Below are 19,280 nucleotides of genomic sequence, written 5' to 3'. Positions count from 1 at the left end.
GTCGCCCATGATTTCACCTCCTCCTCCACTGCCCTGTGCCATATATACTTTTCCGATATTTATTATCACGTAACAATCTTTCATCCCCCCTTCGGCTTACGTCAGGATATTGCAGCGCAAACGATCCGGCGTAGGTGTATGACGACGTGTCCGGGTCGCCACTTTTTAGACCAAGGAACGCCCATGGAACAACGCCGCATTGTAGGCAAAAGCCACTGGTATCATGAGACGCAATCCAGCACGTATCCGCAAGATGTTCTGCCGCTGGTGCCGGAGGCCGCTCATGTTGACGACAGCTTTTTACTGGACCTGGCGATATCTCATGACGTGCTTTTACCCTTTCAATCCTGGTTAACCCCTGCCCGTAAACTTGCCCAACTTCTTTTCCCCGCTCACGTCGCACTGGATCGGATGCATACGTTCAGCGCCTATGAACGGATGAGTACAGCCCTGACCGTCGCTCAGGTGTATGGCGTGCAGCGATTGTGTAATCACTATGCCGCGCGCTTAACGCCGCTGCCGGGTCCTGATTCGTCTCGCGAAAGTAATCATCGACTGGCGCAAATCACCCAATATGCGCGCCAGCTCGCCAGTTCACCGGCTGTGATCGGCGAGCGGGACCGTCAGCACCTGGATGCGGTCGGGCTGACCAGCTGCGATAGCATATTGATGAATCAAATCATCGGCTTCGTCGGTTTTCAGGCCCGGGTAGTCGCATTACTTCAGGCCTGCAGCGCTCACCCGGTACGTCGAATACCGGGCCTGGATATACAGCAATTCGCTCACGCTTCGCCATTTAGCGCCACCAACGCCAGCTGGCACGCTGCGCCATTAGAACCCGAGCAGCTGCATACCCGCGCGAAACCGCGCGCGGATTATCCCAACGAACTGCACGCGCTGCTCCCCCTGCTAGCACATTCACCTGCCGTTTTAGATTTACTTGGGTCACTGATTTCCAGCACGCTACGCAGCGATATGCCGACGCGGGCATTTTCTCTGACGACCCTGATGACATCACGCATCAACGGCAGCGTGTCCTGCTTTAATGAACATGCGCATACGGCATATGAATTAACTGACATCATCACTGTCCTTCGTCAGGATGAACGTGAATTGCAGCGCTGGGAACAACGACATCCGGTTGAGCGCGTCACCCTGCAGGCGGTACAATGGCTCACCCGAGCGCCCGACCGCTTTAGCGCCGCACTGTTAACACCGTTGTTCGATCAGGGTATCTCTTCAGAACAGGCGATTAACCTGCTGGCCTGGAGTGGATTATGCGGATGGTTAAATCGCTTGAAAATCGCGCTGGGCGAGACGTATTAACCGATCCACTTACTTAAAGAGCGCTTGCTGCAACTGACAGAATCGCGTAAAACTGTCAGCCGCTCTTTTAGCCACGAAAATAGACAATTATGCTTCAGGACAACCCGCTGCTAGCGCAGCTTAAACAGCAACTACATTCCCAGACGCCGCGTGCTGAAGGGGTGGTAAAAGCCACGGAAAAAGGCTTTGGCTTCCTGGAAGTCGATGCACAAAAAAGCTATTTCATTCCACCGCCGCAGATGAAAAAAGTGATGCATGGCGACCGTATTGTTGCGGTGATCCATACGGAAAAAGATCGTGAGTCTGCTGAACCGGAAGAGCTAATCGAACCCTTCCTGACGCGCTTCGTGGGTAAAGTTCAGGGCAAAAATGACCGTCTGTCTATTGTGCCGGATCATCCGTTACTGAAAGAGGCGATCCCTTGTCGCGCCGCCCGTGGCGTTGAGCATGAATTTAAAGAAGGTGACTGGGCCGTGGCAGAAATGCGCCGCCATCCGCTGAAAGGCGATCGCACCTTCTACGCTGAACTAACCCAATTTATCACTTTTGCGGACGATCACTTTGTCCCGTGGTGGGTCACGCTGGCGCGCCATAATCTTGAAAAAGAAGCACCGGACGGCGTTGCGACCGAAATGCTGGACGAAGGTCTGGTGCGTCAGGACCTGACCGCCCTCAATTTCGTCACCATCGACAGCGCCAGTACTGAAGATATGGACGATGCGCTGTATGCTGAAGAACTGGCCGATGGCAAGCTACAGTTAACTGTTGCTATAGCCGATCCTACCGCCTGGATTGCAGAAGGCAGCAAACTGGATAAAACGGCGAAGATTCGTGCGTTCACCAACTATCTGCCGGGATTCAATATCCCGATGCTGCCACGTGAACTGTCTGACGATCTCTGTTCTCTGCGCGCGAACGAAGTACGCCCGGTTCTGGCTTGCCGCATGATCATTACCGCCGACGGTACGATTGAAGACAACATCACCTTCTTCGCTGCGACTATCGAGTCTAAAGCGAAGTTGGCCTATGACAACGTCTCCGACTGGCTGGAAGGCACCGGCGACTGGCAGCCTGAAAACGACGCAATTGCTGAACAAATCCGTCTGCTGCATCGTATTTGTCTGAGCCGTGGTGAATGGCGTCACAACCACGCGTTAGTATTTAAAGATCGTCCGGATTACCGTTTTGTCCTCGGTGAAAAAGGCGAAGTGCTGGATATTGTGGCGGAACCGCGTCGCATCGCTAACCGTATCGTGGAAGAGTCAATGATTGCGGCAAATATTTGTGCTGCACGCGTTCTTCGCGACACGCTGGGCTTTGGAATTTATAACGTCCATATGGGATTTGATCCGGCAAATGCTGACGCACTGGCCGCGCTACTGAAAACCCATGGTATGCATGTAGATGCCGAAGAGGTCCTGACGCTGGAAGGCTTCTGCAAACTGCGCCGCGAACTGGATGCGCAGCCTTCCGGTTTCCTCGATAGCCGTATCCGCCGGTTCCAGTCGTATGCTGAAATCAGCACCGAACCAGGTCCGCACTTTGGGCTGGGTCTGGAAGCATATGCCACCTGGACCTCTCCTATTCGTAAGTATGGCGACATGATCAACCACCGTCTGCTTAAGGCCGTCATCAAAGGCGAAACGATTGCCCGTCCACAGGATGATACGACCCTGCAAATGGCCGAACGTCGTCGTCTGAACCGCATGGCTGAACGCGATGTGGGTGACTGGTTATACGCCCGCTTCTTGAGCGACAAAGCCGGCACCGACGTCCGCTTCGCGGCCGAGATCATTGACGTCAGCCGCGGCGGTATGCGAGTGCGTTTAGTGGATAATGGCGCAGTCGCATTTATTCCGGCCCCGTTCCTGCATGCTGTTCGTGACGAACTGGTATGCAGTCAGGAAAGCGGCACCGTACAAATCAAAGGTGAAGTGGTTTACAAAGTCACGGATGTGATTGATGTAACCATTGCCGAAGTGCGGATGGAAACCCGCAGCGTTATCGCACGTCCAGCCGTGTAATACTGATAAAGCTAACGGCCTTTCTCTTTCTGTGAAAGGTCGTTTTCTTTTCCCTCCCAAATCTCCACCAAGCACTACACTTCTTTCATCCGGTCTAATTTATTTTTTACTATTTTCAGTTCCGCTAGCTTTGCTTTTTTTAGATTCTGCATTACATATAAATACATAAATAAAACAATACGTTCAGCCATAGTCACCCTGTATGAATCATGGCTAACTATACTTTTGAGGCTCTATGCGCTTTAAACGGGATAGTACACATCATGAAAGACGTCCGGGAGCGGGTTACGTTGTATAGCTATGTGGGCACTCATAACCCCTACTGGCGTTTGTCAGAGGATTGCAACATCCTGCATTTCTCTATCGACGAAGCGTCAGCAGTCGATCAGACCATCGAATTGTCAGCTGAGCAAGCCGACCGCATTCGCGAAATGACGGTGATTACATCGAGCCTGTTGATGACGCTTCCCATTGAAGATGACGACATTCCCGTGCATCTGGTCGGCAGGAAAATCAATAAGCGCGAATGGGCGGGAAGCGCATCCGCCTGGGATGACACCCCTTCCGTCGCGCGCGACCTGGCTCACGGCCTCTCTTTCGCTGAGCAGGTCGTTTCTGAAGCTAACTCCGTCATTGTCATTCTTGACCGCATGGGCAACATTCAGCGCTTTAATCGCCTGTGCGAAGAGTACACCGGTCTCAAAGAGCGTGAAGTGATTGGCCAAAGCGTTTTCACGCTGTTTATGAGCCGGCGCGAGGCCGCAGCCTCACGGCGCAACATTGAGGTGTTTTTTCGCGAAGGTAACTCTTATGAGGTCGAACGTTGGGTAAAAACCTGCAAAGGCCAGCGTCTGTTTCTGTTCCGTAATAAGTTTGTGCATAACGGTAGCGGCAAGAACGAAATATTTCTGATCTGTTCCGGTACCGATATTACTGAAGAGCGCCGCGCGCAGGAACGTCTACGGGTATTGGCCAATACCGACTCCATCACTGGTTTACCGAACCGCAACGCAATTCACGAGCTGATCAGCAACGCTATTGAAAACGCGGGCGATACGCAGGTTGGGATTGTCTATCTCGATTTGGATAACTTTAAAAAGGTGAACGACGCCTACGGTCATATGTTTGGCGATCAGTTGTTACAAAGTGTGTCGCTGGCTATCCTCAGTTGCCTCGACGACAACCAGCTACTGGCCAGGTTTGGCGGTGATGAATTCATTGTCCTTGCCACCGAAACGTCCCAGGGCGCGCTGGAGGCTACGGCATCGCGTATCCTGACGCGCCTGCGTCAACCTTTTCGCATTGGACTGATAGAAGTCTATACCGGATGTTCAATCGGTATTTCTCTCGCGCCACAGCATGGACAGGACGGCGAGAGCGTCATCCGTAACGCGGATACGGCCATGTACACAGCAAAAGAAGGCGGTCGTGGTCAATTTTGCGTCTTCTCACCGGAAATGAATCAACGGGTTTTTGAATATTTGTGGTTGGATACCAATCTGCGTAAGGCGCTGGAAAACGATCAACTGGTTATCCACTATCAGCCAAAAATAACCTGGCGCGGAGAAGTTCGTAGTCTGGAGGCCCTGGTTCGGTGGCAGTCCCCGGAACGTGGTCTCATACCGCCGTTGGAGTTTATCTCCTACGCCGAAGAATCAGGGCTCATCGTTCCGCTCGGTCGATGGGTTATTCTGGACGTCGTGCGCCAGGTGGCAAAATGGCGTGCCAAGGGGATAAATCTACGCGTGGCGGTAAACGTGTCTGCGCGCCAGCTCGCCGACCAGACGCTATTTACCGCTCTCAAGCAGGTGCTTCACGATCTCAACTTTGAATACTGCCCGATCGATGTTGAATTAACGGAAAGCAGTTTGATTGAAAATGAGCAGTTGGCGCTATCCGTTATTCAGCAATTTAGTCTGTTGGGGGCACAAATCCATTTGGATGATTTTGGCACCGGTTATTCGTCGCTATCTCAACTGGCCCGCTTCCCGCTTGATGCGATAAAACTGGATCAAACCTTTGTCAGAGATGTGCACAAGCAACCTATTTCGCAGTCGCTGGTGCGGGCCATTGTCGCGGTCGCGCAGGCGCTCAACCTGCAGGTCATCGCCGAAGGCGTTGAAAGTGCAAAAGAGGATGCGTTTTTGACCAAGAACGGCGTCAATGAGCGTCAGGGATTTTTATTCGCCAAGCCGATGCCTGCAGCTGCGTTTGAACGATGGTATCGACGACACCTGAATAAAAAAACGCGATAATGCAGAAAGATTCCTCGGAGAAAATAGCCATAAATGGACAATACGTGATGATTCTATCTGTATGTAATCACAGAATATATAATATTCTTCAATCATTCAGGTTAATACTATTTTTCCCTTCTCTTTTGCCATGAAATTCTGCATCATGAAATTCAAACTCTATTGCCCTTTGGATGATGACCATGTCTGATATCGACGCTCAGCGTCTGGCCGAACGCATTGATACCGTGCTGGATATCCTCGTTGCAGGTGATTACCACTCAGCCATCCACAATCTCGAAATTCTGAAGGCTGAACTGTTAAACACGGTCAAAGAAGATACTCAATCTTTGTCAACTAAACAGAAAGCTCCGTGGGAGATCTGATGACATCGCTCTCTTGATGTTACTGCTATCAGCAGACTTCCGTTTATTTTCCGATACGATATTGCTATAAAAATTAATACTATGAATTCCCGACAACAATCCATTTTGCAGATGGTGACCGATAAAGGTCAGATGAGCGTCGCCGATCTGGCAAAAATCACCGGCGTTTCAGAAGTGACGATTCGACAGGATCTGAATACGCTGGAAAAACAGAGTTATTTACGCCGTGCGCACGGATTTGCTGTTTCATTGAACAGCGATGATGTGGAAACACGCATGATGACCAATTTCACGCTAAAACGTGAGCTGGCCGAATTCGCTGCATCACTGGTCAGCCCCGGCGAGTCAGTATTCATTGAGAATGGCAGCAGCAATGCGCTCCTGGCAAGAACCCTGGCGGAGCAAAAAGATGTCACTATCATTACGGTGAGCAGCTACATCGCTCACCTGCTCAAAGAAACACCCTGTGAAGTGATTCTCCTCGGCGGGATTTATCAGAAGAAAAGTGAGAGCATGGTCGGCCCCCTGACTCGCCAGTTTATCCAGCAGGTACACTTCAGTAAGGCCTTCATCGGCATTGATGGCTGGCAGGCAGAAACCGGCTTCACCGGACGCGATATGATGCGTTCTGATGTGGTTAATGCGGTACTGGAAAAAGGCGCAGAGGTAATTGTGCTTACCGACAGCTCAAAATTTGACGCCATTCATCCTTATACCCTGGGGCCTTTAGAACGATTCAGTCGCGTCGTGACGGACTCTAAGCTCAGCGCCAGCGTACAAATGCAGCTTGAACATTCAGGATTAACCGTCAATATCATTGATTCCAACGCATAATGGCTGCGCAAGATGATTTGTCGGCAGGCAAATCATCTCCTCTATGAGAGTTATCTGACAACCCAATTAAGACTTTTTACCTGTTGTTAACAGGATAAACTCGTAGAATTAACATTAGCGATATAACAGGAGCGAACATCCAACTGCAGGATATTGGTTGTCATGCCTTCGCTAAACGGTTTCACGGAAATATCTTTGATAGTCGCGATTTAACGCTATCCTTAAAGAACACTGGATTCCGTGAATCAATAATTCAGGAGAAAGTATTATGTTAGTAACGAGCAAAAAAATGACCGCAGCCATTCTGGCGCTTACTCTGGCAATGTCTCTGAGCGCCTGCTCTAACTGGTCCAAACGCGATCGCAATACCGCTATCGGTGCTGGTGCGGGTGCAGTAGGTGGTGCAGTCCTGACCGATGGCAGCGCGCTGGGTACGCTGGGTGGTGCTGCTGTTGGTGGTATTATTGGCCATCAGGTAGGTAAATAATTTACGGTTGACCGGCTCGATATAATTAAACGTTTACTTTTTCAGCTCTGTATTTAAAAAGCCACGGATTATCTCCGTGGCTTTTTTATTAACCGCCAGCCAGTTTGACTTTCATGCCTTTGGCTTCCAGCAGTGATTTTATCAGGTCACGTTTATCGCCCTGAATTTCAATCACGCCCTCTTTTACCGCTCCACCGCAACCACATTTTTTCTTCAGTTCAGCGGCTAATTTAGCCAGTTCCGCATCATCCTGATCAATACCGGTGATCAGGCACACGCCCTTGCCTTTACGACCGCTGGTCTGGCGTTGAATGCGGACAATACCATCACCCTTTGGACGCTCAGGGGCGACCTTCGGTTCATCAATGCGTCCGGAGTCGGTTGAATAGACCAGGCGAGAGTTTGAATCGCTCATTTACACACCTCGTTTCAGAGAGGCATTGATCATCTTCAGCGTCTGCGCCGGGTCGGCAGACTGCGTGACCGGACGACCAATCACCATGTAATCCACACCGGCTAACTGCGCCTGCTCTGGCGTCATAATACGACGCTGATCGCCCGCCTCGCTGCCTTCAGGACGAATACCCGGGGTCACTAACTTAAATGCCTGTCCAAACGCCTGTTTGAAACGTACCGCTTCCTGGGCAGAGCATACGACACCGTCCAGCCCGCAATGTTGGGTTAAACGCGCCAGTCTTTCAGCATGCTCCGCAGGTGACAACGTCACACCGAGATCGGCCAGATCGCTGGCCTCCATGCTGGTCAGCACCGTCACAGCAATCAGCAATGGCGCATCATTACCAAAAGGCACCAGGGCCTCACGGGCTGCCGTCATCATGCGCGCCCCGCCAGAGGCGTGTACGTTAACCATCCACACGCCAAGGTCGGCAGCCGCAGCTACGGCATGTGCCGTTGTATTGGGAATATCATGAAATTTCAAATCCAGAAAGACGTCAAAACCGCGCTGTTGCAGTTCGCGAACCAACTGAGGTCCAAAAAGCGTGAACATCTCTTTGCCCACTTTCAAACGGCAATCACGAGGATCAATTCTGTCGACAAAAGCTAATGCTTTATCACGATTTGCGTAATCAAGAGCGACAACGACAGGAGAATCAGTAACAGCACGAGAAGAAGATGAAGCAGTAAACGTCATGACCAGACCTTCCTGTGGATGGGCGCCACCGGTGGCGCAAAATGGGTAAACGGCGTGCATTCTACCTGCGGCAATAGAAAATTAACAGGCGCGATTACATTTCTGCCAGGCGAACCGCTGTGGAGGTTGATGATGGGACGATTACACCCTACAAGGATGTTGTAACTAAGTTGAAGTTTTTTTAAGAAATTACAGCCCATCAAGCCCACGAATAGGTTTAATGGTTGACCATGAACGGCAGGATGGACAATGCCAGTACAGCGTATAAGCGGTAAACCCGCATTTCTGACAGCGATAGCGCGGCTTACTACGTACCTGCTCCCCGACCATATCGCGCAGCACCATCAGGCTCTCTTTGGCGCGCCCTTCTTCTGCTTCGTTAAGATGATAATCCATTAGCTTGTGGAATACACGCATCGTAGGATGGCGTTGCAGCTGACGAGTTATATAAACCTGAGCGGTATCAGTCCCCTCACGCGCCTCAAGGATATCTGCAAGCATCAGTTCAGCGGCGGCACCGGTATTTTCCTCAACCGCACGGCGTAAAAACTCTGCCCACTCATCGTTTTTGCCCAGATGCTGGTAGCAGCTTTGCAGCATTTCCAACGTTTCACTGACCAGCTCTTTATCCTGAGAAATCACCCGTTGCAGACTTTCAACCGCCCTGGAATAATCGCCGTTCAGCATATATACGCGCCCCATCATAATGGAAACGCGGGCGCTGTTTTTGTCTGCTGCCGCCCCTTTTTTCAACAGCGTCATGGCACGATCCATATCGTCGTTGCCCATTTGCTGTAACGCCAGTTCGCAATAGAAATGCGCTATCTCAATGCGTTGTTTGTCTTTGCCAAGCTTTACCAGACGCTCTGCAACGTCAATGGCTTTTTGCCATTCGCTGGTTGCCTGATAAATTTGCAGCAACTGTTGTAATGCCCCAACGCGAAAATCTGTTTCATCAGTAAGCTGATTGAACATGTCTTCCGCACGGTCATACAGGCCTGCGGCCATGTAGTCCCGGCCCAGTTGTTGCACTGCCAGCAAGCGCTGTTCGTATGTCAGCGAGGCACTTTCCATAAGCGTTTGGTGGATGCGGATTGCACGATCGACTTCACCGCGCGAACGGAACAGGTTTCCGAGGGTGAGATGAGCCTCAACGGTGCCCGTGTCCTCTTTCAGCATATCGAGGAACAGATCCACCGCTTTATCTTGTTGGTTGCTCAGGAGGAAGTTAACCCCGGCGACATAGTCACGGGAAAGTCGGTTGGCTTCATCCTGCTTTGTTTGTTGCGCACTTCTGCGACCCATATACCACCCATAGGCAGCGGCTACAGGTAAAAGCAGAAACAACAACTCCAACATAAATAATTATTCCTTTACAACCGACGAATCGGCGGGTACCGCAACGTCGGTCGCAGGCGCAAGCTGGTTTTCCAGTCGTTTGATTTTACGTTCGGCGCGCGCAAGAGACACTCGAACCTTCAGCCAGAAAAGGCCGCAAATTAGCCAACCAATCGCAAAACCTGCGGCAAACAATACAGCAAGCAGCGTAGAGATACGATACTCACCCTGAGCCAGCAGGTAATTAAACGTAACCTGTTGATCGTTTTGCGCACCTAATGTCACCGAAATAACAAAAATCGCCAACACCAGTAAGAAAATGAGTAAATATTTCACATTACTTCCCGTTATGTGGTTTAAGCGAATAAATCGTGTCCAACTTACCGCGTTGAGCCCTTTAAATTACCATTTTCACACCGAGTGCGAAATGGAAAAGCGCTTTATGCCTTCTGATTTAAGGGCAAAATTCGAAAAATCAATCATAGCTAACTTTCTTGCTCACGCTGCGCGATTTCTTTTGTCTCCTGCACTGGCGGTGTTAAGGGTCCGCATATCCGCTGCGCAAGCCAGGTTGCCAGGGTCACCAACAGCCAGGAAATCAGCGTTGCGACCACCAAATCACGGGGCCAGTGCATTCCCAGCAGCAAGCGGCTCCCCATCACCCCCGTCGCCCAGATGAGTAAGAATGCTATAGTCAGCGTACGTCTGCGCGGCCACAGCAATCCTACCGCCAGCAAAGCCCAACTGGCAGCAAACATTGTATGCCCGGAGGGAAAAGCAAATCCTGTTTCTTTTTGCCAGTGCTTACGTAGAAACGTTGGCACGTCCCGCTGTTCGGCTAATTGTTCTTTGACTAAGTTCCCGCGATCTTTACGTTTTAAAGTGTAGAACTCATCCACCGGAATATGGTGCGTTTTTTCCAGCCATACAACAAATGGCCGCGGTTCCTGCACCTTATCCTTAACCCATGACTTCACGCCCTGCCCAACTAAAATCGCCACCGCCAGGATCGCAAACAGCATTACCGCCGCTTTCAGACGAAAACGCAGACACCATAAAAACCATGCACAGAGCGCTACGTGAGTGATAATCCCCCATGGCTGTGTCACCGTTTCCGTTACCCAGAACAGGGATTTTAACCACCAGACATTATGCCCTGGTTGCCAGTTCCAGCCTGATACCCATACAGCAACCGGCATGATAAGCAGCAGTCCGGCGCCGACTGCGGTGCGCTTTGCAATTGAAAGCATCGCCTCTCCTTTCGTTGATAAGTCTCACAATCATAACTGAAAAATGCGCACGCCGGGAAAATTGACAATTTTGTGCCATTCCAAAAGCGAATCCGTTGTCGCGATTAGGTGAACATCGCTGGCTTATGGCAAAATAGTGCAATACAGAACAGAAGCCAACAGGCGACGGCACGACAGTGCCAGCATAATCTGGAGAATTACATGCAGCTTAAACGTGTGGCAGAAGCCAAACTGCCAACCCCCTGGGGTGATTTCCTGATGGTGGGATTTGAAGAACTGGCAACCGGACACGATCATGTCGCACTAATTTTTGGCGATATTACAGGCCAAACGCCTGTCCTGGCGCGTGTCCACTCTGAGTGTCTGACTGGCGATGCGCTGTTTAGCCTGCGTTGCGATTGCGGTTTCCAGCTCGAAGCAGCCCTGTCGCATATTGCCGAAGAAGGGCGTGGCATTCTGCTCTATCATCGTCAGGAAGGGCGCAACATTGGACTGTTAAATAAAATCCGCGCCTATGCGCTGCAGGACCAGGGTTATGATACCGTTGAAGCCAATCATCAGTTAGGCTTTGCAGCAGACGAGCGTGATTTCACACTGTGTGCGGACATGTTCAAACTGCTGGGCGTTGACGAGGTACGTTTGTTGACCAATAACCCGAAGAAGGTGGAAATTCTGACCGAGGCGGGTATCAATATCGTTGAACGCGTGCCGTTGATTGTGGGCCGTAACCCGAATAATGAACATTATCTGGATACCAAAGCCGCGAAAATGGGCCATTTGTTAAATAAATAATTTCCATTTACCCGGTACAGAAAAAAGCCTGCTCACGCAGGCTTTTTACATGTCAGTTCAACATATTACGAATGACGTAGTGCAGAATGCCGTCGTTCTGGTAATACGTTAACTCCGTCGCGGTATCGATGCGGCAACGGCATAAAATCACCTCTTTATGCCCATCCGCACGGGTCAAACTTACCGGAACTGTCGCCCCCGGTTTAATGTTTTGCAGATCCGTAATATCAATCGCTTCCTCACCGGTTAATCCCAGCGTTTTACGCGTAACCCCCTGTGGGAATTCAAGCGGTAAAATCCCCATGCCGATCAGGTTAGAACGGTGAATTCGCTCAAAGGACTCAGCAATCACCACGCGCACACCCAGCAAGCGTGGGCCTTTCGCAGCCCAGTCACGACTGGAGCCAGAACCATATTCCTTACCGGCAATGACCGCCAGCGGAACATTCTCCTGTTGGTATTGCATGGCCGCATCATAGATAGCTACCACTTCCGTCCCCGGTAAATGCCGCGTCATTCCGCCTTCCACGCCAGGCACCATCTCATTGCGGATACGTATATTGGCAAAAGTACCGCGCATCATCACTTCATGGTTTCCGCGGCGGGAACCGTAGGAGTTAAAGTCTTTGCGCTCAACGCCGTGGCTTTGCAGATACCGACCGGCCGGGCTATCCGCTTTAATGCTACCGGCTGGAGAAATGTGATCGGTGGTCACCGAGTCGCCTAACATCGCCAAAATGCGTGCGCCATGAATGTCCTGTACCGGATCCGGCGTAGCCTGCATACCATCAAAGAACGGCGACAAACGGATATAGGTCGAGTCAGACTGCCAGCCATAGGTGTCAGCCCGATCAACTTGAATCGCTTTCCATTCCGGCGTGCCTTCAAATACTTCGGCATACTCTTTATGGAACATCGCGGTAGAGACCTGCTCGACGGCCCGGGCGATTTCCTGGGCAGTTGGCCAGATATCTTTCAGGTAAACGGGATCGCCTTTTCTGTCATGACCTAACGGGTCTTTCGTCAGGTTAATATTCATATTCCCCGCCAGCGCGTAAGCGACTACCAGCGGCGGTGACGCCAACCAGTTCGTCTTGACGAGCGGATGGATGCGTCCTTCAAAATTACGGTTGCCGGAAAGCACTGCGCCGACCGTGAGATCGCCTTTTTTGATAGCTGTCTCAATAGGATCGGGCAACGGTCCGGAATTACCTATACAGGTGGTACAGCCATAACCCACGAGGTTAAAGCCCAACTCGTCAAGATACGGTGTGAACCCGGCCTGCGCCAGATAGTCAGAAACGACTTTAGAGCCAGGCGCCAGCGAGGCTTTAACCCAGGGTTGACGTTTCAGACCGAGCGTAACCGCTTTCTTCGCCAGCAGCCCCGCCGCCATCAATACGCTTGGGTTAGAGGTGTTGGTACAGGAGGTGATCGCCGCAATCACCACCGCGCCATCCGGCAACAGGTATTGATGCCCGTTCATCGTATAATCCACCGGCTGACGATCTTTTAGCGAGCTATTCACCTCAAGCTCGTTACTCGCCGAGAACGCTTTCGGGACATCTGCAAGTGCCACTCGATCCTGTGGACGCTTCGGTCCGGCAAGGCTCGCTTCCACACTGCCCATATCCAGCTCCAGCGAACTGGTAAATACAGGTTCATCGCCTGGGTTACGCCACATCCCCTGCGCTTTAGCATAAGCGCCGACCAGGTCGACCTGCTCCTCACTGCGTCCACTCAGGCGCATATATTCAAGCGTGATGTCATCAATCGGGAAGAAACCACAGGTTGCGCCATATTCCGGCGACATGTTCGCAATGGTTGCCCGATCGGCCAGCGGTAAGGTATCCAGGCCATCACCATAGAATTCAACAAATTTCCCAACCACACCATGCTTACGCAGCATTTGGGTGACAGTCAGCACCAGATCGGTCGCGGTGATACCTTCCCGCAGTTTACCTACCAACTTGAAGCCCACCACGTCAGGGATAAGCATAGAGACCGGCTGGCCCAGCATCGCGGCTTCGGCTTCAATGCCGCCGACGCCCCAGCCCAGCACACCGAGACCATTTATCATCGTAGTATGGGAGTCAGTACCGACCAGCGTATCCGGATAAGCCACCCATTCACCGTTTTGTAATTCGCTCCAGACGGCTTTACCCAAATACTCAAGGTTAACCTGGTGGCAAATCCCCGTTCCCGGCGGCACGACGCTGAAGCGACTGAATGCTTGCTGTCCCCATTTCAGGAACACATAGCGCTCATGGTTACGTTCCATTTCCAGACGGACGTTCTCTTCGAAAGCGTCATCATCACCGAAACGATCCACCGTTACGGAGTGGTCAATGACAAGATCCACTGGCGAAAGCGGATTCACTTTTGCCGTATCCCCGCCCAAACGTTTTACCGCTTCGCGCATAGCGGCCAGATCGACCACTGCGGGTACGCCAGTAAAGTCCTGCATCAAAACGCGAGCGGGTCGATAGGCAATCTCACGGTCGGCATGCGCGGTTTTCAGCCAACGCGCCAGCGCATGAATATCGTCTTCGGTAACGGTATTTCCGTCCTGCCAGCGAAGCAGGTTCTCCAGCAAAACTTTTAGCGATTTGGGCAGGCGGGTGATATCACCCAGTGTTTGTGCGGCCAGAGGCAAGCTGTAGTAACGGTAGGTTTTATCATTAACCTGCAATGTGTCCATACTGGCTTCGCGTAGGGTCGACGACATAGCTCCTCCTTAAATGACAGGGTTAGATCCCCTGATTTTCTTCAGGGTTAGTATTAAAGATAACACAAACAAAATGTAACGCTTTGATAACAACTCAAATTGATAAAAGTGTAAACATCGGAAGAGCGGAGTGCGGTGTGAAATACGCGGGGAAGATTCGAGAGCGGAAGTTGATAGCGTTAATGTGTAACAGGCATGTTGGTAGTCGATAATATGCTGATTAGAGTGGACATCGCGATTGTACGTAATAAGTCATACGAGATATCAGACAGAGGACGAATAATAATGACGATAAAATTCGTATTAATTACTGTTTCTGTTCATCATCAGTAAACAGATCAATAAACGCGCGTTGTTCAGGGGAAAGCGTCCAGGAGGTGGGGATTTCCGGCCCATTCTCTGCGCCGGTATTGCTATCTGGTTCATTTTCATGGGGAGCTGGCGTCACGGTGGTGTGTTGTTCCGGTGCGGACATGACCTACCCCCACACTTGCCAGGCCACGAGCGCGACGACAATCCAGAACACTGCGGAGCCGAGAAAAACAGCAAACCAGGCTTTACGTTTCATCACGGGATCCCTGCGTGCTGGCTGGTTTCCTGAAGGCATCGCTAACCTCATACTATCGAAATCACTTATCATTTAGGCACCAAACAATCGGTACAATTAATCATCAGATAGGAGGAATCCTAATAAAAAAGGCAAAAAAAAGCCAGTTAATTTTCGGACTCGTCCTGATAAATAAATCGATTGTTTGATCGGTTATCAATATTTGAAAGGAATTTTTGGCAAGCTGACTAATTTGAAACTACTTTAGAGAACCTTTTCCATAAACTATATATGGTTAATTTATTCACTGTAAATTATCGATTAATTCAGCGTCTCCCGTCGGTATCGCTTTATGCAGAAGGATACCGACGAGGTAACAGCCGGTATTATTTCTCAGGCAATTTAATATCTTTAAACATGGCTTCTATATCATCGTTAGAACGCAACGCTACCGCAGTATCCACCACATCTCGCGTCAGATGCGGCGCGAAACGTTGAATGAAATCATACATGTAACTGCGTAAAAACGTGCTGCGACGAAAACCAATTTTGGTGGTGCTATGACTGAAGATATCGTGCGCGTCAACACGTACAAGATCAGGGTCGGAGACGGGATCAACCGCCATGCTGGCAATCACCCCCACCCCAAGCCCCAGACGCACATAGGTTTTAATGACATCGGCATCGGTCGCGGTAAATACTATACGCGGTTCCAGACCCGCACGGTTAAACGCGGTATCCAGTTCCGAACGCCCGGTAAAACCGAAGGTGTAGGTGACCAGCGGATACTGCGCTAACTCTTCAATAGAAACGGACGCTTTTCCCGCCAGCGGATGATCCGGCGTCACGACGATCGAGCGGTTCCAGTGATAGCAAGGCAGCATCACCAAATCGTCATACAGATGCAGGGCTTCTGTCGCAATGGCAAAGTCTGCATTCCCTTTCGATACCGCTTCGGCGATTTGCGTCGGCGATCCCTGGTGCATGTGCAAAGAGACGCGAGGGTAACGCTCAATAAAACCTTTAATCACGTTTGGCAGTGCGTAACGTGCTTGCGTGTGGGTCGTCGCGATGTATAACGAGCCTTTGTCCGGCCAGGTATGTTCGCCGGCCACCGACTTAATGGCATCCACCTTCGACAGAACCTCACGCGCAATACGGATGACTTCCTGCCCCGCTGGCGTAACCTGCGTCAGGTGCTTGCCGCTACGGGCAAAAATCTGGATGCCAAGTTCATCTTCAAGCATACGAACTTGCTTACTGATGCCTGGCTGGGAGGTATAAAGCCCTTCCGCCGTTGAGGAGACATTAAGGTTGTGGTTCACCACCTCAACAATGTAGCGAAGCTGCTGTAATTTCATGTCAAGCCATCCCGATTTATGCCATCAGATCATCGTTTCAGAGCAGGCTCGTTAGCTCTGCTAATACGATTTAATAATAAAAAATGTGTTAACTATAACCACTATATCATTTCTATGTAAGCTGTATAGGCATGACAAAAAATAATACGCCAGAAACGAAAAGGGCCGCTTACGCGACCCTTTAAGGAAGAATTCAGGCGGAATGCCGTTATTTCTTCCCTTCTACCCATTTACCGTCAACAAAGAACGCTGACCAACCGGTCGCCTTACCGTCTTTCTCAGCGGCAACGTATTGCTGCTTGGTTTTACGGCTGAAACGAACCATGGACTTGTTGCCGTCCGGGTCAGTCTGCGGCGCATCTGCCAGATAGCGCAGTTTTTCCGGCAGACGATCGCGGAAGCGGTACAGCTCTTCCACTAACGGCGCGCGGGTCTCACGTGATTTCGGGAACGTATTTGCCGCCAGGAAGATACCTGCAGCGCCATCACGTAACACAAAATACGCGTCAGATTTTTCACACGGCAGTTCCGGCAGCGGAACCGGATCTTCTTTCGGCGGAGCGACTTCACCGTTACGCAGGATCTTACGAGTGTTTTTGCACTCGTCGTTGGTACACGCCATGTACTTACCGAAACGCCCCATTTTCAGGTGCATTTCAGAACCACATTTTTCGCACTCAACGATAGGACCGTCATAACCCTTGATGCGGAATTCACCCTCTTCGATCTCGTAGCCGTCACAGGTCGGGTTATTACCACATACATGCAGCTTACGCTTAGGATCGATAAGGTAGCTGTCCATCGCCGTACCGCACTTCTTGCAGCGACGTTTGGCGCGCAGAGCGTTCGTTTCCGCGTCGTCGCCTTCCAGCACGTTCAGCACTTCGTTTTCCGGCACCAGGTTAATGGTGGTTTTGCAACGCTCTTTCGGCGACAGCGCATAGCCGGAACAGCCGAGGAAAACGCCGGTGCTGGCGGTACGAATACCCATCTTGCGTCCGCAGGTCGGGCAATCAATACTGGTCAGCACCATCTGGTTCGGACGCATACCGCCCTCTTCAGGATCTTTTTCGGCTTTATCCAGTTGCTGAGTAAAATCGGTGAAGAAGTTGTCGAGTACGCCTTTCCATTCTGCTTCGTGATTCGCCACCTGGTCGAGGCTGTCTTCCATCTGCGCGGTAAAATCGTAGTTCATCAATTCGCGGAAGTTTTCTTCCAGACGATCGGTGACGATTTCACCCATTTTTTCAGCATAGAAGCGACGGTTCTCAACACGAACATAGCCGCGATCCTGAATCGTGGAAATAATCGACGCATACGTTGATGGACGACCAATACCCCGCTTTTCAAGCTCTTTAACCAGCGAGGCTTCACTGAAACGTGCAGGCGGTTTGGTAAAGTGTTGCGCTGGCGTCAGTTCGACAAGCGTCAACGTATCGCCTTTATCCACGGCCGGTAAGATGCGATCTTCATCGCCCTTACGCAATGCAGGCATCACTTTGGTCCAGCCATCGAAACGCAGAATACGACCACGCGCTTTCAGGCGGAAATCACCCGCGCCCACGGTTAAGGTGGTGGAGTCGTATTTCGCCGGCGTCATCTGACAGGCAACAAACTGACGCCAGATCAACTGGTACAGTTTTTGCGCATCAGCTTCCATGTCTTTCAGCGATTCCGCCTGTACGGCGACATCGGAAGGACGGATAGCTTCGTGCGCTTCCTGAGAGTTCTCTTTGCTGGCGTACTGGTTCGCGCTCTCCGGCAGATATTTTTTGCCAAAATTATCGCTGATGTACTCGCGAACCATGTTCACCGCATCCTGGCTCAGGTTGGTTGAGTCAGTACGCATATAGGTGATGTAGCCCGCTTCATACAAACGCTGCGCCATCATCATGGTTTTCTTCACGCCAAAACCCAGTCGCGTACTCGCAGCCTGCTGTAGCGTGGAGGTAATAAACGGCGCGCCTGGCTTGCTGCTGGTCGGTTTATCTTCACGTTCCAGAACGCTATAGCGCGCTTTTTCCAACAGGCTGACAGCGGCAAGCGTTTGTTCCCGATTGACCGGGCGGAACGGTTTATCATTCTGGTGCGTCACCTCAAGCGGCAACGCATCGCCTCCAGGCGTGGTCGTGTCAGCACCAATTTCCCAGAACTCTTCTGGAACAAATGCTTTGATTTCGCGTTCGCGCTCAACCACCAGACGCACGGCAACCGACTGTACGCGGCCTGCTGACAGACCACGCGCAATTTTTTTCCACAGCAGCGGCGACACCATATAGCCCACCACGCGGTCCATAAAGCGGCGCGCCTGTTGCGCGTTAACCCGGTCGATGTTCAGTTCGCCCGGTTTTTCAAACGCCTGACGAATAGCGTTTTTAGTAATTTCGTTAAACACCACACGGCTGTAGCGTGCGTCATCGCCGCCGATTACTTCCCGCAGGTGCCATGCAATGGCTTCCCCTTCGCGGTCAAGGTCGGTTGCGAGATAGATGTGGTCGGCTTTTTCAGCCAGTTGCTTCAGTTCAGAAACAACTTTCTCTTTACCAGGTAGCACTTCATAGCGCGCATCCCAGTTGTGCCACGGGTCAACACCCATGCGGTTGACGAGAGCGCCACGTTCATCCTTTTTGGGCTTTTTAGCCGTTTTGGTGGAGGTTGAGTCGGCGCTCTTTTTAGTTGCTGAGCCACTGGTCGGCAAATCACGGATATGACCAACGCTGGATTTCACCACGTAGTCATTACCCAGATACTTGTTGATCGTTTTGGCTTTTGCCGGGGACTCAACGATGACAAGAGCTTTACCCATATTCACCTTTACCT

The 19,280-nt window shown here is 51.1% G+C and carries 17 protein-coding genes; 7 read left to right on the top strand and 10 right to left on the bottom strand.

The features are described from left to right. Positions 1–183 precede the first annotated feature (183 nt). The 6 genes from AC534G_RS12285 (at position 184) to osmB (ending at position 7,291) form a co-directional block, all read left to right on the top strand. Positions 184–1,326, top strand: a complete 1,143-nt coding sequence (locus AC534G_RS12285; RefSeq protein WP_110497946.1) for a carboxymuconolactone decarboxylase family protein — start codon at positions 184–186, stop codon at positions 1,324–1,326. Positions 1,327–1,415: 89 nt separating this feature from the next. Beyond that, on the top strand, positions 1,416–3,350 hold the full coding sequence (locus AC534G_RS12280) for an exoribonuclease II (protein ID WP_085048105.1): 1,935 nt from the start codon (positions 1,416–1,418) through the stop codon (positions 3,348–3,350). 263 nt (positions 3,351–3,613) lie between these two features. Continuing rightward, complete coding sequence (gene pdeR / locus AC534G_RS12275; protein ID WP_199978528.1) at positions 3,614–5,605, top strand: cyclic di-GMP phosphodiesterase; 1,992 nt, start codon at positions 3,614–3,616, stop codon at positions 5,603–5,605. 182 nt (positions 5,606–5,787) lie between these two features. Beyond that, complete coding sequence (locus AC534G_RS12270) at positions 5,788–5,970, top strand: YciZ family protein (protein WP_042308514.1); 183 nt, start codon at positions 5,788–5,790, stop codon at positions 5,968–5,970. A gap of 81 nt (positions 5,971–6,051) precedes the next feature. Next, complete coding sequence (yciT, locus tag AC534G_RS12265; protein ID WP_069324981.1) at positions 6,052–6,804, top strand: DNA-binding transcriptional regulator YciT; 753 nt, start codon at positions 6,052–6,054, stop codon at positions 6,802–6,804. 268 nt (positions 6,805–7,072) lie between these two features. Then, on the top strand, positions 7,073–7,291 hold the full coding sequence (osmB, locus tag AC534G_RS12260) for an osmotically-inducible lipoprotein OsmB (protein WP_038640946.1): 219 nt from the start codon (positions 7,073–7,075) through the stop codon (positions 7,289–7,291). Between the two features lie 88 nt (positions 7,292–7,379). Here osmB and yciH read toward each other — a convergent pair whose 3' ends face one another. The 5 genes from yciH to pgpB form a co-directional block, all read right to left on the bottom strand. Continuing rightward, positions 7,380–7,706, bottom strand: a complete 327-nt coding sequence (yciH, locus tag AC534G_RS12255; protein WP_038640947.1) for a stress response translation initiation inhibitor YciH — start codon at positions 7,704–7,706, stop codon at positions 7,380–7,382. Then, positions 7,707–8,444, bottom strand: a complete 738-nt coding sequence (pyrF, locus tag AC534G_RS12250) for an orotidine-5'-phosphate decarboxylase (protein WP_110497944.1) — start codon at positions 8,442–8,444, stop codon at positions 7,707–7,709. Positions 8,445–8,633: 189 nt separating this feature from the next. Further along, positions 8,634–9,803: a lipopolysaccharide assembly protein LapB gene (gene lapB / locus AC534G_RS12245; RefSeq protein ID WP_038640951.1), complete on the bottom strand. Its 1,170-nt coding sequence runs from the start codon at positions 9,801–9,803 to the stop codon at positions 8,634–8,636. Between the two features lie 6 nt (positions 9,804–9,809). Next, positions 9,810–10,118 carry a LapA family protein gene (locus AC534G_RS12240; protein ID WP_038640953.1) on the bottom strand — a complete coding sequence of 103 codons (309 nt, stop codon included), beginning with the start codon at positions 10,116–10,118 and terminating at the stop codon, positions 9,810–9,812. Between the two features lie 149 nt (positions 10,119–10,267). Then, positions 10,268–11,032, bottom strand: a complete 765-nt coding sequence (gene pgpB, locus AC534G_RS12235; protein WP_038640956.1) for a phosphatidylglycerophosphatase B — start codon at positions 11,030–11,032, stop codon at positions 10,268–10,270. A gap of 201 nt (positions 11,033–11,233) precedes the next feature. Between pgpB and ribA the strand changes: the two genes are divergently transcribed. After that, positions 11,234–11,824, top strand: a complete 591-nt coding sequence (gene ribA / locus AC534G_RS12230) for a GTP cyclohydrolase II (RefSeq protein ID WP_038640958.1) — start codon at positions 11,234–11,236, stop codon at positions 11,822–11,824. Between the two features lie 52 nt (positions 11,825–11,876). On the opposite strand, the gene acnA is transcribed toward ribA, so the two are convergent. The 5 genes from acnA to topA form a co-directional block, all read right to left on the bottom strand. After that, complete coding sequence (acnA, locus tag AC534G_RS12225; RefSeq protein WP_038640960.1) at positions 11,877–14,552, bottom strand: aconitate hydratase AcnA; 2,676 nt, start codon at positions 14,550–14,552, stop codon at positions 11,877–11,879. A gap of 307 nt (positions 14,553–14,859) precedes the next feature. Then, positions 14,860–15,027 carry a YciX family protein gene (locus tag AC534G_RS12220; RefSeq protein WP_165407704.1) on the bottom strand — a complete coding sequence of 56 codons (168 nt, stop codon included), beginning with the start codon at positions 15,025–15,027 and terminating at the stop codon, positions 14,860–14,862. 3 nt (positions 15,028–15,030) lie between these two features. Next, complete coding sequence (locus AC534G_RS12215; RefSeq protein ID WP_165353571.1) at positions 15,031–15,192, bottom strand: YmiA family putative membrane protein; 162 nt, start codon at positions 15,190–15,192, stop codon at positions 15,031–15,033. Between the two features lie 293 nt (positions 15,193–15,485). Beyond that, positions 15,486–16,460, bottom strand: a complete 975-nt coding sequence (gene cysB, locus AC534G_RS12210) for an HTH-type transcriptional regulator CysB (protein WP_042308079.1) — start codon at positions 16,458–16,460, stop codon at positions 15,486–15,488. Positions 16,461–16,668: 208 nt separating this feature from the next. Next, positions 16,669–19,266 carry a type I DNA topoisomerase gene (gene topA / locus AC534G_RS12205; protein WP_137347850.1) on the bottom strand — a complete coding sequence of 866 codons (2,598 nt, stop codon included), beginning with the start codon at positions 19,264–19,266 and terminating at the stop codon, positions 16,669–16,671. Positions 19,267–19,280 lie beyond the last annotated feature (14 nt).

Source organism: Citrobacter sp. CRE-46 (assembly GCF_059615875.1).
The sequence above is the reverse complement of the archived record's forward strand: the minus strand, read 5'-3'. Positions and strand labels throughout refer to the sequence as shown.

Excerpts from the sequence above, each read along its gene's own strand:
- yciH (WP_038640947.1), bottom strand. The coding sequence starts at position 7,706 with ATGAGCGATTCAAACTCTCGCCTGGTCTATTCAACCGACTCCGGACGC.
- pgpB (WP_038640956.1), bottom strand. The coding sequence starts at position 11,032 with ATGCTTTCAATTGCAAAGCGCACCGCAGTCGGCGCCGGACTGCTGCTT.
- AC534G_RS12285 (WP_110497946.1), top strand. The coding sequence starts at position 184 with ATGGAACAACGCCGCATTGTAGGCAAAAGCCACTGGTATCATGAGACG.
- AC534G_RS12215 (WP_165353571.1), bottom strand. The coding sequence starts at position 15,192 with ATGATAAGTGATTTCGATAGTATGAGGTTAGCGATGCCTTCAGGAAAC.
- yciT (WP_069324981.1), top strand. The coding sequence starts at position 6,052 with ATGAATTCCCGACAACAATCCATTTTGCAGATGGTGACCGATAAAGGT.
- pdeR (WP_199978528.1), top strand. The coding sequence starts at position 3,614 with ATGAAAGACGTCCGGGAGCGGGTTACGTTGTATAGCTATGTGGGCACT.
- AC534G_RS12280 (WP_085048105.1), top strand. The coding sequence starts at position 1,416 with ATGCTTCAGGACAACCCGCTGCTAGCGCAGCTTAAACAGCAACTACAT.
- osmB (WP_038640946.1), top strand. The coding sequence starts at position 7,073 with ATGTTAGTAACGAGCAAAAAAATGACCGCAGCCATTCTGGCGCTTACT.
- acnA (WP_038640960.1), bottom strand. The coding sequence starts at position 14,552 with ATGTCGTCGACCCTACGCGAAGCCAGTATGGACACATTGCAGGTTAAT.
- AC534G_RS12270 (WP_042308514.1), top strand. The coding sequence starts at position 5,788 with ATGTCTGATATCGACGCTCAGCGTCTGGCCGAACGCATTGATACCGTG.
- cysB (WP_042308079.1), bottom strand. The coding sequence starts at position 16,460 with ATGAAATTACAGCAGCTTCGCTACATTGTTGAGGTGGTGAACCACAAC.
- AC534G_RS12220 (WP_165407704.1), bottom strand. The coding sequence starts at position 15,027 with ATGTCCGCACCGGAACAACACACCACCGTGACGCCAGCTCCCCATGAA.
- ribA (WP_038640958.1), top strand. The coding sequence starts at position 11,234 with ATGCAGCTTAAACGTGTGGCAGAAGCCAAACTGCCAACCCCCTGGGGT.
- topA (WP_137347850.1), bottom strand. The coding sequence starts at position 19,266 with ATGGGTAAAGCTCTTGTCATCGTTGAGTCCCCGGCAAAAGCCAAAACG.
- pyrF (WP_110497944.1), bottom strand. The coding sequence starts at position 8,444 with ATGACGTTTACTGCTTCATCTTCTTCTCGTGCTGTTACTGATTCTCCT.
- lapB (WP_038640951.1), bottom strand. The coding sequence starts at position 9,803 with ATGTTGGAGTTGTTGTTTCTGCTTTTACCTGTAGCCGCTGCCTATGGG.